This is a genomic window from Flavobacterium sp. CF108 (genome assembly GCF_900129795.1).
Lineage (GTDB): Bacteria > Bacteroidota > Bacteroidia > Flavobacteriales > Flavobacteriaceae > Flavobacterium.
This window is the reverse complement of record NZ_FQWW01000003.1, coordinates 17,305-31,936: the sequence shown is the minus strand read 5'-3', so window position 1 is coordinate 31,936 and position 14,632 is coordinate 17,305. Positions and strand designations below refer to the sequence as shown.

Below are 14,632 nucleotides of genomic sequence, written 5' to 3'. Positions count from 1 at the left end.
AAAAATTCCAAAACCCAATTTAAAACTGGCATCTGAAACTTCTGTTTGTATTTTTTAGTTTCCGATTACTACTTTAGGGAAACGAATAATTTTGTCTCCTAATTTGTATCCTTTTTCAATAACATCAACAATTTTCCCTTTTAATTTATCAGACGGAGCCGGAATTTGGGTAATTGCCTCAGCAAAATCAGCATTAAAAGCATCACCTGCTCTTACTTCAACTTGCTCTAAACCTTTAGAAACTAAAGTACTTTTAAGCTTTTCATGAATCAACTCCACACCTTTTGTTAAGGTTTCATCTTCAGATTTGTTGATTTCTACAATCGCTCTGTCAAAATCATCTAAAACAGGAAGCATTGCTAACAAAACTTCTTGATTTGCAGTTTTAAACAAATCGATACGCTCTTTTGAAGTTCTTTTTTTGTAATTTTCAAATTCGGCAAATAATCTCAAAAACTTATCTTTTTCCTTTGCCAAGTCTTGAGCTAATTGCTCTTCAACACTTAATTCTTCAACAATTAACTGCTCACCGTTGGCATTGTTCTCTAACGTTACATCGTCTAATTCCTGATCGAATTCTGTATTTTCAGTAGTCATATTACTTTTATTTTTAAAAATATTCTTAAACTTCATTTTTATTTCTTTTTGTTGGATTGCAAAAGTACTGCCAAATCTTCTAAAATGTCAAATTGTCACTTTATTAAATATGAGTGTTTTAAAAAGCGAAAATAGGCAATAAAAATTTATTATAATTTTAAGACTATTACGATTTAGTTTGTCGTATATTTGGTATCCAAATTGGGAACATAAATTATTACCTATCAAAATTGAATTTAAGGGTTGGCTAAGGCCTCTAAATAATTATTAATTCAAGTTTACCTTATATTAAAAAAAGCTTCGCCTTACAGAGACGAAGCTTTTTTTTTATGCTTTTTTATCTTGAAAAAATAGCGCAAAGAACGCTAAGTTTTTTTTACTCTTAAGCTTTTTAAAAAGGACAAAGTTCGCAAAGCTTTGTATTGATTTAGCTTTGCGAACTTTATGTTTTTAAGTATTCTTGGCAAAAACCTTTGTGTTCTTTGCGGTAAAAAAATATTGCACGGGCGGAGGGATTCGAACCCCCATCAACGGTTTTGGAGACCGCTATTCTACCCTTGAACTACGCCCGTAACTTGTAACTTAAGGTCGGCAAATTAAAAGTTTTTTTTCTTTCCCAGCAACTATTTCACGCAGAGATTTAAAAAGAAAATCCTTTAAATTTTCACAATCTGAGACAAAAACCTTCGTTCCAAATAGTTAACCTAACAAAGTTTTTTTCAATCCGTCAAAATATATTTACTTTTCACTAAAAAATTTATTTCACGCAGATTTTAAAAAGATTTAGGCAGATTAAAGCAGATTTATTTAATATAAAAATCAAATTAAATCTGCTAAAATCTGCCCAATCTGCGTGAAACAAAAAATCCTTTTAATCCGTGTAATCTGTGGCAAAAAAACTTCGCTTCAAATAGTTAACCTAACAAAGCATTTTTCAATCCTTCGAAATCTATTCGTTTGTTACTAAAAATTTTTATTTCACGCAGATTTTAAAAAGATTTAGGCAGATTAAAGCAGATTTATTTAATATAAAAATCAAATTAAATCTGCTAAAATCTGCCCAATCTGCGTGAAACAAAAAATCCTTTTAATCCGTGTAATCTGTGGCAAAAAAACTTCGCTTCAAATAGTTAACCTAACAAAGCATTTTTCAATCCTTCGAAATCAACCGAAACCTGCTCGCCAGTCACTAAATTCTTTAAGGCGTAAGAATCTGATGCAATTTCCTGATCGCCTGCAATTACTGCAAACGGAATCAAGCGTTTATCTGCATATTGAAATTGTTTTCCCACTTTTACATTATCTGGATACAATTCTACTTTTATATTTTCTTGTCTTAATTTCTGAATGGCTTTTGAAGCATACAAAGCTTCTTTATCTCCATAATTGATAAATATTGCTTTTGAAGTTGCTGCAACTGTTTCCGGAAACAATTGTAATTCTTCTAAAACTAAATAAATTCGATCCAATCCGAAAGAGATTCCGACACCGCTCATATTTTTTAAACCAAAAATACCCGTCAAATCGTCGTATCTTCCGCCTCCGCCAATAGAACCCATTGAAACCGTTTTTGGCGCTCCAACTTCAAAAATAGCTCCGGTATAATAATTTAATCCGCGTGCCAAAGTCACATCAAGATCTAAAATTGCGCTTGACAATCCTAAAACTGCAACATTGTCACAAATAAATTTCAATTCTTCAACACCTTTCATTCCTTCTTCTGATGAAGCTAATAATTCTGAAAGCTGCTTAATTTTATCTGCGAAAGTTCCGGTAAAACTAAAAAGCGGCTGTACTTTTACCAGCGCTGTTTCAGAAACACCTTTTTCGATCATTTCTTTCTTTACGCCATCTTCTCCAATTTTATCTAATTTATCAAGAGCAACTGTAAAATCAATTAATTTATCTGAAGCACCGATAACTTCAGCGATTCCAGATAATATTTTTCTGTTATTGATTTTGATCGTTACGCCTTCTAAACCTAAAGATGTAAAAACCGTATCATATAACTGAACTAATTCTACTTCCTGCCAAAGTGATGTTGAACCCACAACATCGGCATCACATTGATAGAATTCTCTGTAACGTCCTCTTTGCGGTCTGTCAGCTCTCCAAACTGGTTGAATTTGGTATCTTTTAAAAGGAAATTCAATTTCGTTTTGGTGTTGTACCACGTATCTTGCAAACGGAACTGTTAAGTCATAACGCAATGCTTTTTCTGAAATTCTTCCTGTAAATTTATTTAGCTCAATTCTTTGGCTCAAATCAATAGTTTCAGCAGAATTAACTTGCAGCGACTCTATAGATTCCGGTAATTCAATTTTATTTTTATTGAAGAAAAAGTTACCTGAATTCAGGATTTTAAAAATCAAACGATCTCCTTCTTCCCCGTATTTTCCCATCAAAGTATCTGAGTTTTCAAACGAAGGAGTTTCTATCGGCTGGAAACCAAATTTCTCAAAATTAGTTTTTATCGTCTGAATAATATATTGACGTTTTGACACCTCGGCAGGCGAAAAATCTCTTGTCCCTTGTGGAATACTTGGTTTTGAAGCCATTTTGATTTAATATTATTAGATTGTTGATTTTAGATTTTAGATTTCTTTGAGATCTAAAATCTAAAAGCTTTAAAATTATTTTATTTTTAGATTTTTTTTGATTGTTGGTTTTTACACTTTCGACTTTATGACTTTCCAACTTTCGACTTAATTTAAAATCGACTGCAAATATCTTACTTTTTAAAATAAATAATAGCGGTTCGAAAACAAACTTGTAACAAAAACCGTATTTTCGTGACAAATTGGTCATGATGCTAAAATTATTTAAAGAAAATATCCGAATTGCTTTTGGTTCTATCAAAACTCAATTGCTGCGAACCATTCTTACTGTTTTAATTATTGCTATCGGAATTACCGCTTTGGTTGGAATTTTAACTGTTGTAACGGCACTTGAAAACACGGTTTCGACCAATTTTGCTTCGATGGGAGCGAATACTTTTAACATCAATCAATATGAAAATACGGTTCGTAACCGCGGTGGAAACGAACGAGAAATCATAAATCCAATTATTTCTTATCCTGAAGCAGTTGCTTTTAAAAACAAATACAAATATCCTTTTACCGAAACTTCTCTTTCCTTTACAGCAACATCAAAAGCCGAAGTAAAATATTTAGATACCAAAACAGATCCTGAAATTACGGTCGTAGGCGTTGACGAACATTTTATTTCAAACTCCGGTTTAGAAACTACTATAGGGCGTTCTTTCAATCAGTTTGATATTGACAACAATACGTATTCCTGCATTGTGGGTTCTGATTTTGAAAAAGGTTTATTAAAAGATGTGAACCCAATTGATAAAGTAATTTCAATTCGCGGTGCCCGTTTTAAAGTTATTGGAGTTTTAAAAGAAAAAGGTTCAACATTTGGAAACAGTCAGGATTTACGTGTCTTAATTCCTATTCAGGTGGCACGTTCTTTATTTACGGCTCCAAATATTAACTACACTATAAGTGTTATGGTTTCTAAAAAAGAACTTCTAGACCAAGCGATTGACAATGCAACAAGTACGATGCGAAGAGTTCGAAAACTAAGTCCGGTTCGTGATAATAATTTTGGAATTGGCCGAAGCGATGATTTAATCAACAGAATTTTAGGAATTACAAAATACTTAGGCTGGGCATCGTGGATTATTTCTGTTATCACCATTTTAGGTTCATCAATTGCTTTAATGAATATTATGATTGTTTCGGTTACAGAACGAACTCGCGAAATCGGTGTTCGTAAAGCTTTGGGTGCAACAAAAGTCACAATCTCTGTTCAGTTTTTTATTGAAACTTTATTAATTGGACAAATTGGCGGTTTGGTTGGAATTGTGCTAGGAATTCTGATAGGTTTCGCTTTTGCAGCCGCAATGAGTTTTGCTTTCGTGATTCCGTGGATGGCAATTTTTGCCGCTTTTGGAACCAGCTTTATGGTTGCCATTGTTTCCGGTTTATATCCAGCAATTAAAGCTTCGCAATTAGATCCTATTGAGGCTTTGCGATATGAGTAATCTTCACGTTTCCTGCAAGGTTTCCAAAACCTTGTAGGTATTTTATTTTCATCATCTATCTAATTTAAACCTACAAGATTTTGGAAACCTTGCAGGAATCTGAACTAGTTTTCATAAGTTTTCTTTTCTCAACTCCTATTATATCAAATTCAAAATAATCCTCGAACTCAATTATTTCATGAGGCTGCTCATTTACAATTGTATCTATTGTCTCACCATCAAATGTTGTAGTTTCAGCAAATAGATCATCTACAATTAAAATACAATTTTCATGCAGATAAAAAAAAGGAAAATCTAAGGAGTAATCAATTACATTTCTTTTCAATCTTCTATTTTTCAAATCAATTATTCCCCATTGATAAATGAATCTGAAGAAAATTAGATCTATATTTTTGAAATAAACAAAGTTAAATTCAATTAATTCATCATTATTTTCATTAAGAAAAAATTTAGCAGTGATGTTATAGTTTGGTTCTTCATCAAACTCAAAATCAACATAGGAAACCTTTAAATCTGAAGAATCGTCAGCAGGAATTACGATGTCAAATCTTTCAGATATTTGATTTGTGTTAAAGTTTCTGATTTGTAATTTCATATTCCACTGCTAAAATAACACCTACAAGGTTTTGGAAACCTTGCAGGAGATCATGCGGTCGTTATCATAGATATCTTTGCGGAGATCGATGTTTATAAAATCCATTTTACCTAATAAATCGATCATTTCTTTTCCTAAATACTGATTGATCTCAAAATATAATTGTCCGCTTTCTAAGAGATTATTATGTGCTAAAGAAGCTATTTTTCTATAAAAAACCAGCGCATCATTATCGTCTACAAACAATGCCAAATGCGGTTCGTAATCGAGAACATTTTTCTTGATTTCTTCTTTTTCAAGATTTCGCACATAAGGCGGGTTTGAAACAATTACATCAAATTGACATTTCAATTCTTCTGTTTCTAAAATATCCTGAAACATAAAAGTAACATCAACCTTATTTCTGTTAGCATTTCGTTTTGCTGTTTCAATCGCTTTTTTTGAAACATCCATCGCATAAACATCTGCATTTGGCAGGTTTTTAGCCAGCGAAATAGCAATACAGCCGCTTCCGGTCCCGATATCAAGGATTTTCAGTTTTTTGGTTTTATCAAATGGTTTATTTTCGTTAATAATCCATTCAACTAACTCTTCAGTTTCCGGTCTCGGGATCAAAACATTTTCGTTTACTTCAAATTCTAAACCGTAAAAACTGGTTTTACCCAATAAATACTGAATTGGAACTTCTTTTTTTAGCTGTGCTAATAATAAATCCCAAATAGCAAAATCAGACTCAGAAAAAAATAATTCGTGATTTAAAGCTAAATCTATTTGACGCAGCCTGTGTTTATCTTCTAAAATTAAATAGAAAAAACTTTCTGCTTCGTACGCATCGTACAAAGGAGCTAACTCTTTAATAAACTGAGTACGATATTGTTTGATTTTCATTACGTTTATTGCGTATTATTTTTCAGCCAAAGCTAATTATTCTTCACATAAATATTTCACAAAACCAATTCATTACAATTAGTTCTGCAAATTTTTCAACATCCAGACAGGGCAAGAATTATGCCCGGTACAACCCATTGGTGCATCTAAATATTCAAAACCTGATTTTTTATATAATTTTTGTGCGGCATGCATAAACGGCATTGTTTCTATGTAACATTTTTCAAAACCAAAAATTCTTGCCTGTTCTAAGCATTTATCCATCATTTTACTTCCAATTCCTAGTCCGCGAACTTCTGGTAAAAAATACATTTTTTGCAATTCACAAATTTTAGGATCTCCATTTTCTAACGGTGCAATTCCGGCACAGCCTAAAATTTTGCCTTCACTTTCAACTACAAAATAGACTGATTGCGGTTTATTGTATTCTTCAAACATTAAATCTAAATACGGATCTTCGTAAGCGGTTCCTACTTTTGGAATTTCCATTTCATCAAAAACAGATCGTATTAATTTTGCAACTGCTTGATTGTCTTCTTTTTCAATTTTTCTGATAATCCAATTTCTCATTTTATTTCTTCACTTGTATCTACAAAAATAAAAATACTTTTCCGATAGTTTCATAACATTTTGTTTTGTTTCACAACAATAATTGCAATATTAGACTCAAAACTCAAAAATAATTACTTTTGCAGGGTGAATATACATGAGAAATATATCAAACGATGCATTGAACTTGCTAAAAATGGTTTTGGAACAACTTATCCAAACCCAATGGTAGGCAGTGTAATTGTTTATGAAGATAAAATTATTGGCGAAGGCTGGCACAAAAAAGCAGGCGAACCACACGCCGAAGTAAATGCGGTTCGATCTGTAAAAAATAAGTCGCTATTAAAAAAAGCAACTATTTATGTGAGTTTAGAACCTTGCTCGCATTTTGGAAAAACGCCTCCCTGCTGTGATTTAATTATTGCAAATGAAATTCCTAATGTGGTTATTGGAACGGTTGATCCTAATGAAAGAGTAGCCGGAAAAGGAATTAAAAAATTGGTTGAGGCCGGAGCAAATGTAACCGTAGGCATTTTAGAAGATGAATGCAACGAGCTCAACAAACGTTTTTTTACTTTTCATCAAAAAAAGAGACCTTATATTATATTAAAGTGGGCAGAAAGTCAGGACGGATTTTTAGCTCCCGAAAAACAAGAAAATCAGGAACGTAAACCAGTTTGGATTACTAATCAATATTCCAGACAATTGGTTCATAAATGGCGAAGTGAAGAGCAGGCTATTTTAGCTGGCACGCAGACAATTGTTGATGATAATCCGAAATTAAATGTTCGTGATTGGTCAGGAAATAATCCGGTTCGGGTGATTTTAGATCAAAACAATCGAATTTCAAAAAATAGTTTTGTTTTTGATGACAGTGTAAAAACGATTGTATTTTCGAAATTTGAAAATAATGTTTCGACTGAAAACACGATTTTTGAAAAGATAGATTTTAATAAAAAAATGATTGAGAATATTTTATCTGTTTTATATCAGCATCAAATTCAATCTATAATTATTGAAGGCGGAAGACAGACTTTGCAGTCTTTTATAGATCAAAACATTTGGGATGAAGCCAGATTTTTTGTTGGAAAAAATATTTTTGAAAAAGGTACAAAAGCACCAAAACTTCAAAAGAAAAATGCCATTAAAACTTATATTCAAAACGACGAATTAATATACGTAAGAAACCATGATTGATACGATAATTTTTGACTTTGGAGATATTTTTATCAATTTAGACAAACAAGGAACGATTTCAAGTTTGCAAAATTTAGGCTTAACAGAATGGAATGCCGAACTTGACCGTTTGAATTTATTGTTTGAAACCGGAGATATTTCATACGATGACTTTGTAGGCGGATTTCAAAAACAGCTTCCAAATGCTTCTATTGAAGAAATCCTAAAAGCCTGGAATGCGGTTTTAGCTGATTTCCCTTCTTATCGATTAGATTTCTTAAAAGAGCTTTCTAAAAAATACCGTTTGTTTTTATTAAGTAATACGGATGCTATTCATATTGCTACTTTTGAAAAAACGGTTGGCATTCCTTTTTATACTGATTTCTATAATTGTTTTGAGAAAGTTCATTTTTCATTTGAAATCAGAAAACGAAAACCAAATGCTGAGTCGTTTCAACATTTAATCGATGAACATAATTTAATTCCTGAGCAAACGTTATTTGTTGATGATAAAAAAGAAAATACTGATGCCGCTGCAGCATTAGGTTTGCATGTTTGGAATTTACAAGTTGGACAGGAAGATGTTGTTGATTTGTTTGATAAAAACATACTTTAATATATTTAGCCACAGATTAAAAAGATTCACACAGATTTTAAGATTAGAATGATTTTTTCACGCAGATTTAAAAAGATTTAAGCTGATCTACGCAGATTATAATACAAACTAAATCTGCAGAATCTGCGTGAAAAATTCGTGGAATTCGTGGCAAAAAACAAAACAATTTAGAATATAAGATTTGGAATATAACGATACGTATCAAACCATTGCCAGTGAATCTGAGGAAGTTCTTTTTAAGGAAAAAGGAAGCAAATTCTTTGGTTATGCATTTCCTATAGAAACTGAGGATGAAGTAAAACCGATTATTGAAGACTTAAGAAAACTTCATCCGCATGCTGTACATTATTGTTACGCTTATCAATTGGGTACGGCTCCAAAAATTTCTTATCGTGCCAACGACGATGGAGAACCAAGTAATACTGCCGGTGCGCCTATATATGGACAAATACAATCTTTTGGCGTAACCAATATACTTGTAGTTGTGGTTCGTATTTTTGGCGGTACAAAATTAGGCGTTGGCGGTTTAATTGCTGCTTATAGAACAACAGCGCAAATGACATTAGAAATTTGTGAAATTGTTGAAAAAACAATTGATGTGCAGTTTTTAATTTCCTTTGATTACAAAAACATGAACAAGGTAATGCGTGTTATAAAGGAAAAAAAGCTGGACATAATTTCTCAGGAAATGGAAATCGATGAAGGGTCCGGACTGCCAATTGGCAAGATAATGACCAAAACACGCAAAAAAAATGCCGAATCTATATTCGACATTTTTGATTTAATGTTTGAAATCGATATTAAAATTGTGTAATTTAGTATAAAAACGTGCTTCGTTTTAACAATTACGTTAGCGTTTTAAACAATTCCAAAATATAATCTGGAGGGGCAGTTGGGCGACCCGTTTTTAACGAAATAAATACTAAAATAAATACTGCAGTTGTTAATAACTCATTTGCTTCATTATAGATTTCGCAGTCGAATTCAATCTTAACAGACGACTGACTTTTGAATGTTGTATGAATTGTTAAAAGCTCATCATAACGCGCTGATTTTTTATAATTGATTTGCATGGAAACAATCGGGAGTCCAATTCCGCTTTCTTCCATACTTGCATATGAAATCCCTTTATTCCTAAGCCATTCCACGCGGCCAATTTCAAAATAGGGCACATAATTTCCGTGATAAACGACCCCCATTTGGTCTGTTTCGGAGTAACGAACACGCACTTGCGTTTGATGATTTTTCATTATTTATACATTAAAAAAATTAAAATTACTGAAGTTCTCTTACAACTTTTTTTTATAAAATTAGATACCAAAATATTTTTTTTTACAGAAATTTGTTCACATATTTGTTATCCTGAAAAACGGAAAAATTTTGCTCCTATTTTATAGGAGAATCTTTATCAATAATAAAAAAATTTATTTGAATCTATGACTAAAACTGCTCAATCGGTATGGGAAAACTGTTTGTCTTTTATAAAGGACAATATTCAAGATCAAGCATACAAAACTTGGTTTGAACCAATCAAATCAGTTGAGCTAACCGACAACGCGTTATATATTCAAGTACCAAGTAAATTTTTCTACGAATGGCTCGAAGAGCATTACGTAAAATTATTGAAAGTTGCGCTTACCAAAGAACTGGGAAAAAACGCAAAGTTACTCTATAAAATTAAAATGGAGAACACTTATGGAAATAAACAGCCGTTTACCGAGCAGCTGCCAAGTTCTAACAGAGTTCCTATGAAACCGCAAGAAGTTGACGCTCCGTTTAAAAACTTAAATCCTGAACTTAAGAATCCGTTTGTAATTCCGGGTATCAGAAATTTAAAAATTGAATCTCAGTTAAACCCTAATTACAGCTTTGATAATTTCCTTGAAGGAGACTCAAACCGTTTAGCCCGTTCTGCTGGTATGGCCGTTGCCAACAAACCTGGAGGAACTTCATTTAATCCGTTATTGATTTTTGGAGGAGTTGGTTTAGGAAAAACACACTTAGCACACGCTATTGGTGTTGAAGTAAAAGACAAATATCCTGAAAAAACGGTTTTATATATTTCTGCCGAGATTTTTACACAACAATATATTGATTCGGTTAAAAAGAATAATCGTAATGATTTCATTCACTTTTACCAATTAATTGACGTTTTGATTATTGATGATGTTCAGTTTTTATCTGGAAAATCTGGAACTCAAGACGTATTTTTCCACATTTTCAATTATTTGCACCAAAACGGAAAACAGGTAATTTTAACTTCTGATAAAGCTCCTGTCGACATGCAGGATATTGAGCAGCGTTTATTATCTCGTTTTAAATGGGGATTGTCTGCAGAATTGCACCAGCCTGATTATGAAACCCGTATCTCGATCTTAAAAAATATTTTATATCGTGATGGTGTTGATATGCCAGAAGATATTTTAGAATATGTTGCCCGTAATATCAAATCTAACGTAAGAGAATTAGAAGGCGCTATTATTTCCTTAATCGCTCAATCTTCTTTCAACAAAAAAGAAGTGACGATTGAATTAGCAAAAAGTGTAGTTGAAAAATTTGTTAAAAACGTAAAGAGAGAAATCTCTATCGATTATATCCAAAAAATTGTGTCTGATTATTTTCAGCTGGATATTGAAACACTTCAATCTAAAACCAGAAAAAGACACGTTGTTCAGGCGAGACAATTGGCTATGTTTTTTGCAAAGAAATTTACAAAAGCTTCTTTGGCAAACATTGGCTCACAAATTGGAGACCGCGATCACGCTACCGTTTTACATGCATGTAAAACCGTTGATAATTTAGTTTCTACAGACAAACAATTCAAAAAATTTGTCGAAGACATCAACAAAAAACTAACGCTATAAACGCGAATCATGCCAGTAAAAGTTTTAATGGTTTGTTTAGGAAATATCTGCAGATCTCCTTTAGCAGAAGGAATTTTAGCATCAAAATTACCTAAAGACAAATTTATTGTTGATTCTGCCGGAACAGGATCATGGCATATTGGCCACGCTCCAGACAAACGTTCGATTGCTGTCGCCCAAAAAAACGGTTTATGTATTGACGGTCAAAAAGGAAGACAATTTAAAGCTTCAGATTTTGACGAATTTGATTATATCTACGTCATGGACAGCTCTAATTTACGCGACGTCCTTCATCTTGCTAAAACTCCAGAACATAAAAATAAAGTTCGTCTTATTCTAAACGAATTATTTCCAGACGAAAATGTAGATGTTCCAGATCCTTATTACGGAGTCGCTAACGGATTTGATAATGTGTATCAAATGCTGGATGAAGTCTCTGAAATAATTGCACAAAAACTTATCGAAAAACATTCATAACTAAATTTGTATTTCAATTATACCTTAATATATAATTGAAATACATTTTTTGTTTTAATTTATAAAATATCTCAAAATGAAACTCCTAGGAAAACTATATTTAATTCCAACCACAATGGGCGAAAGCGATCCGATGGATGTTTTACCGCAGACTGTAAGAAGAGCAATAGAACTTATTGACCACTATATTGTTGAAAATGATAAAACAGCCAGAAAATCTATAAAAGCAGTTTATCCTGAAAAAAAACAATCGGAATTGGTACTTTTTACCTTAAATAAAAGAACAGAACCAAGCGAACATTTAGATTTTATAAAACCTTTGTTAGAAGGAAAAAATATGGGATTAATGAGCGAAGCCGGATGTCCGGGCGTTGCTGATCCCGGCGCTGTAATTGTAAAACTGGCACACGAAAAAGGAATTCAGGTTGTGCCTTTAGTCGGTCCTTCTTCTATCCTATTGGCTATGATGGCTTCTGGAATGAACGGTCAGAGTTTTACTTTCAACGGTTATTTACCTATTGATAAAGACGAGAAAAAATCGGCATTGAGACATTTTGAGAAATTATCTCAGGATAAAAATCAATCACAGATTTTTATTGAAACGCCTTATAGAAACAATAAATTAGTTGAAGATATTCTTCAAATCGTAAATCCTTCAACACATTTATGCATTGCGACAGATATTACGCTGCCAACAGAATTTATTAAAACAATGAAAATTTCGGATTGGAAAAAATTAAAAGTAGATTTACATAATCGCCCGACGATTTTTATTATTCATAAAATGTAAGCTAATCTCAAAACCTTCATAATGAAAAAAATTTTATTCCTAATTTCAATTTGTTTTATACAAAGTACTTTTTCTCAACACAAAGAGCCAACTATTAAATCAGATCCTGATGCAATAGTCAACAGCAGTACAAAAAATTCACGCGTGGATTCACAACCTGAGTTCCCTGGCGGACCAGAAGCTTTATATAATGATTTTATAAAAAACAATTATAGAATGCCGATTGTGAAAAACTTAAAAGGAAAAGTGTATGTCTCTTTTATAGTTGAAACAAATGGAACTTTAAGTGATATAAAAATTTTAAGAGACATTGGATATGGGACGGGTGAAGAAGCAATTAGAGTATTAAAATTATCTCCTAGATGGACTCCTGCAAAAAGAGACAACAAATATGTGAGATGGAATTATTCATTTCCTATAACTGTAAACGGTATTAACTCAGATGAATCCCTAGAATTTTATGAGCGCAATAATAACAACCGTGTTTCAGAAGTTATTGAGGATGAAAACCCTGTTTACAATACCGCAGGTATAGAAGTAAGACCTGAATTTCCAGGAGGTCAAGAAGCTTTAAATAAATACTTAAAAGACAATTATAAAAATCCACAAAAGGATCTAAAAGGAAGGGTTTACGCCACTTTTATTATCGAAAAAGATGGGTCTTTAACTGATATAAAAATCTTAAGAGACCTTGGGTATGGAACGGGTGCAGAAGCTATTAGAGTGTTAAAAGAATCTCCAAAATGGACACCTGGAAAACAAAATGATAAGGTCGTTAGAGTTTTGTACTCTATGCCAATAGCTGTAAATTAATATTGTCTGCTTTCTCACACAAGTTTTCCCTTAATCAAACTTCAACATGAGTAAACTCCCAAACGTAACTACAAGCATTTTTACGGTAATGTCAAAAATGGCAGCCGAATACAATGCGATAAATCTTTCGCAGGGATTTCCTAATTTTCCTGTTGACGAAAGATTAACAGATATTGTTGCAAGATTATCAAAGGAAAATGTACATCAATATACACCGATGGCAGGTTATCCGCCATTGATGAATAAAATTGCGAAGTTAATTCAGGAATCTTATAGTAGAACAATCAATCCTGATTTAGAACTTTTGGTTACAGCGGGCGCAACGCAAGGGATTTTTACTACTATTTTAGCTTTGGTAAAAGAAAACGACGAAGTAATTATTCTCGATCCAAGTTATGATTCTTATGAATCTCCTGTTTTACTTTGCAAAGCAAAACCTGTTCGTGTAGCTTTAAATGACGATTATACGCCAAATTGGGAGACAATCGAAAAAGCTTGTTCGGAGAAAAGCCGAATGATTATCATCAACAATCCGCATAATCCAACAGGAAAAATATTAACAGAAGCTGATTTTCTTCAATTAGAAAAAATACTTTCAAAATATCCAGATATCATTGTTTTATCTGATGAAGTTTATGAATACATTACTTTTGAAGAGAAACATATCTCGGCACATACCAAAAGCTTTCTTTTAGACCGCTGTATTATGGTTTCTTCTTTCGGGAAATCATTTCATATTACAGGCTGGAAAATTGGTTACACAATTGCTGCCGAATATTTAATGAAGGAAATCAAAAAAGTGCATCAATTTTTAGTTTTCAGCGTAAACAGTATTTCACAATTTGCGATCAGCGAATATTTAGATGTTGTTGATGTAAACTTGCTTGGAAAATTCTATCAGGAAAAAAGAGATTACTTTCAAAAACTTCTCAAAAACAGCAAATTTGAATTAAAACCCTGTGAAGGAACTTATTTTCAGGTTGCTTCTTATGCCAATATTTCCAATGAAGATGATATAACCTTCTGCAAAAATCTAATCATCAATCATGGCGTTGCTGCGATTCCTATTTCAACTTTTTACTCCGATCATAAAGATCAAAAATTAATACGTTTTTGCTTTGCCAAAGACGATTTTACTTTAGAATCTGCCGCAAAAAAACTATGTGATATATAAAGTTTATCAAAATTTTATAACAATATTATGCGTGCATCCTAT

15 protein-coding genes and 1 tRNA gene are annotated in these 14,632 nt (G+C 32.5%); 9 read left to right on the top strand and 7 right to left on the bottom strand.

What is annotated here, in order from left to right; translation table 11 throughout:
* Positions 1 to 54: 54 nt before the first annotated feature.
* The 3 genes from BUE10_RS08750 to hisS form a co-directional block, all read right to left on the bottom strand.
* Positions 55 to 633, bottom strand: coding sequence for a nucleotide exchange factor GrpE (locus BUE10_RS08750; protein ID WP_073484293.1), 579 nt, complete (start codon positions 631 to 633; stop codon positions 55 to 57).
* Positions 634 to 1,098: 465 nt separating this feature from the next.
* Positions 1,099 to 1,169: transfer RNA gene (locus BUE10_RS08745), tRNA-Trp, on the bottom strand.
* 558 nt (positions 1,170 to 1,727) lie between these two features.
* A complete protein-coding gene (gene hisS, locus BUE10_RS08740; RefSeq protein WP_073484291.1) occupies positions 1,728 to 3,155 on the bottom strand; it encodes a histidine--tRNA ligase in 1,428 nt (475 codons plus the stop codon).
* 248 nt (positions 3,156 to 3,403) lie between these two features.
* Between hisS and BUE10_RS08735 the strand changes: the two genes are divergently transcribed.
* Positions 3,404 to 4,648, top strand: coding sequence for an ABC transporter permease (locus tag BUE10_RS08735; RefSeq protein WP_073484289.1), 1,245 nt, complete (start codon positions 3,404 to 3,406; stop codon positions 4,646 to 4,648).
* A gap of 70 nt (positions 4,649 to 4,718) precedes the next feature.
* Here the strand turns inward: BUE10_RS08735 and BUE10_RS08730 are convergent, their stop codons facing one another.
* From BUE10_RS08730 to BUE10_RS08720, 3 genes are all read right to left on the bottom strand, one after another.
* Complete coding sequence (locus tag BUE10_RS08730) at positions 4,719 to 5,243, bottom strand: hypothetical protein (protein WP_073484287.1); 525 nt, start codon at positions 5,241 to 5,243, stop codon at positions 4,719 to 4,721.
* A gap of 21 nt (positions 5,244 to 5,264) precedes the next feature.
* The gene (gene prmC, locus BUE10_RS08725; RefSeq protein WP_073484285.1) at positions 5,265 to 6,131 is read right to left on the bottom strand and encodes a peptide chain release factor N(5)-glutamine methyltransferase; all 867 of its coding nucleotides are present in this window, start codon (positions 6,129 to 6,131) and stop codon (positions 5,265 to 5,267) included.
* Between the two features lie 78 nt (positions 6,132 to 6,209).
* Positions 6,210 to 6,701 (bottom strand): GNAT family N-acetyltransferase, encoded by a 492-nt coding sequence (locus tag BUE10_RS08720; RefSeq protein WP_073484284.1) that lies wholly within the window; start codon positions 6,699 to 6,701, stop codon positions 6,210 to 6,212.
* Positions 6,702 to 6,827: 126 nt separating this feature from the next.
* Between BUE10_RS08720 and ribD the strand changes: the two genes are divergently transcribed.
* The 3 genes from ribD to BUE10_RS08705 all read left to right on the top strand — a co-directional run bounded on the left by ribD (position 6,828) and on the right by BUE10_RS08705 (position 9,286).
* The gene (gene ribD, locus BUE10_RS08715) at positions 6,828 to 7,877 is read left to right on the top strand and encodes a bifunctional diaminohydroxyphosphoribosylaminopyrimidine deaminase/5-amino-6-(5-phosphoribosylamino)uracil reductase RibD (RefSeq protein WP_073484282.1); all 1,050 of its coding nucleotides are present in this window, start codon (positions 6,828 to 6,830) and stop codon (positions 7,875 to 7,877) included.
* Positions 7,870 to 8,472: an HAD family hydrolase gene (locus tag BUE10_RS08710; RefSeq protein ID WP_073484280.1), complete on the top strand. Its 603-nt coding sequence runs from the start codon at positions 7,870 to 7,872 to the stop codon at positions 8,470 to 8,472. The genes ribD and BUE10_RS08710 overlap by 8 nt, the downstream gene beginning before the upstream one ends.
* Positions 8,473 to 8,653: 181 nt before the next feature.
* On the top strand, positions 8,654 to 9,286 hold the full coding sequence (locus BUE10_RS08705) for an IMPACT family protein (RefSeq protein WP_073484278.1): 633 nt from the start codon (positions 8,654 to 8,656) through the stop codon (positions 9,284 to 9,286).
* Between the two features lie 31 nt (positions 9,287 to 9,317).
* Here BUE10_RS08705 and BUE10_RS08700 read toward each other — a convergent pair whose 3' ends face one another.
* A complete protein-coding gene (locus BUE10_RS08700) occupies positions 9,318 to 9,722 on the bottom strand; it encodes an acyl-CoA thioesterase (RefSeq protein ID WP_053474055.1) in 405 nt (134 codons plus the stop codon).
* 186 nt (positions 9,723 to 9,908) lie between these two features.
* Between BUE10_RS08700 and dnaA the strand changes: the two genes are divergently transcribed.
* The 5 genes from dnaA (at position 9,909) to BUE10_RS08675 (ending at position 14,590) form a co-directional block, all read left to right on the top strand.
* The gene (gene dnaA / locus BUE10_RS08695) at positions 9,909 to 11,336 is read left to right on the top strand and encodes a chromosomal replication initiator protein DnaA (RefSeq protein WP_011921525.1); all 1,428 of its coding nucleotides are present in this window, start codon (positions 9,909 to 9,911) and stop codon (positions 11,334 to 11,336) included.
* A gap of 9 nt (positions 11,337 to 11,345) precedes the next feature.
* On the top strand, positions 11,346 to 11,813 hold the full coding sequence (locus tag BUE10_RS08690; RefSeq protein WP_053474056.1) for a low molecular weight protein-tyrosine-phosphatase: 468 nt from the start codon (positions 11,346 to 11,348) through the stop codon (positions 11,811 to 11,813).
* 76 nt (positions 11,814 to 11,889) lie between these two features.
* A complete protein-coding gene (locus BUE10_RS08685; protein ID WP_073484276.1) occupies positions 11,890 to 12,603 on the top strand; it encodes an SAM-dependent methyltransferase in 714 nt (237 codons plus the stop codon).
* A gap of 21 nt (positions 12,604 to 12,624) precedes the next feature.
* Positions 12,625 to 13,416: an energy transducer TonB gene (locus tag BUE10_RS24210; RefSeq protein ID WP_073484274.1), complete on the top strand. Its 792-nt coding sequence runs from the start codon at positions 12,625 to 12,627 to the stop codon at positions 13,414 to 13,416.
* 46 nt (positions 13,417 to 13,462) lie between these two features.
* Complete coding sequence (locus tag BUE10_RS08675; RefSeq protein WP_073484272.1) at positions 13,463 to 14,590, top strand: methionine aminotransferase; 1,128 nt, start codon at positions 13,463 to 13,465, stop codon at positions 14,588 to 14,590.
* Positions 14,591 to 14,632 lie beyond the last annotated feature (42 nt).

Coding starts and splice junctions, on each gene's coding strand:
- BUE10_RS08750 (WP_073484293.1), bottom strand. CDS start 633: ATGAAGTTTAAGAATATTTTTAAAAATAAAAGTAATATGACTACTGAA.
- hisS (WP_073484291.1), bottom strand. CDS start 3,155: ATGGCTTCAAAACCAAGTATTCCACAAGGGACAAGAGATTTTTCGCCT.
- BUE10_RS08735 (WP_073484289.1), top strand. CDS start 3,404: ATGATGCTAAAATTATTTAAAGAAAATATCCGAATTGCTTTTGGTTCT.
- BUE10_RS08730 (WP_073484287.1), bottom strand. CDS start 5,243: ATGAAATTACAAATCAGAAACTTTAACACAAATCAAATATCTGAAAGA.
- prmC (WP_073484285.1), bottom strand. CDS start 6,131: ATGAAAATCAAACAATATCGTACTCAGTTTATTAAAGAGTTAGCTCCT.
- BUE10_RS08720 (WP_073484284.1), bottom strand. CDS start 6,701: ATGAGAAATTGGATTATCAGAAAAATTGAAAAAGAAGACAATCAAGCA.
- BUE10_RS08710 (WP_073484280.1), top strand. CDS start 7,870: ATGATTGATACGATAATTTTTGACTTTGGAGATATTTTTATCAATTTA.
- BUE10_RS08700 (WP_053474055.1), bottom strand. CDS start 9,722: ATGAAAAATCATCAAACGCAAGTGCGTGTTCGTTACTCCGAAACAGAC.
- dnaA (WP_011921525.1), top strand. CDS start 9,909: ATGACTAAAACTGCTCAATCGGTATGGGAAAACTGTTTGTCTTTTATA.
- BUE10_RS08690 (WP_053474056.1), top strand. CDS start 11,346: ATGCCAGTAAAAGTTTTAATGGTTTGTTTAGGAAATATCTGCAGATCT.
- BUE10_RS08685 (WP_073484276.1), top strand. CDS start 11,890: ATGAAACTCCTAGGAAAACTATATTTAATTCCAACCACAATGGGCGAA.
- BUE10_RS24210 (WP_073484274.1), top strand. CDS start 12,625: ATGAAAAAAATTTTATTCCTAATTTCAATTTGTTTTATACAAAGTACT.
- BUE10_RS08675 (WP_073484272.1), top strand. CDS start 13,463: ATGAGTAAACTCCCAAACGTAACTACAAGCATTTTTACGGTAATGTCA.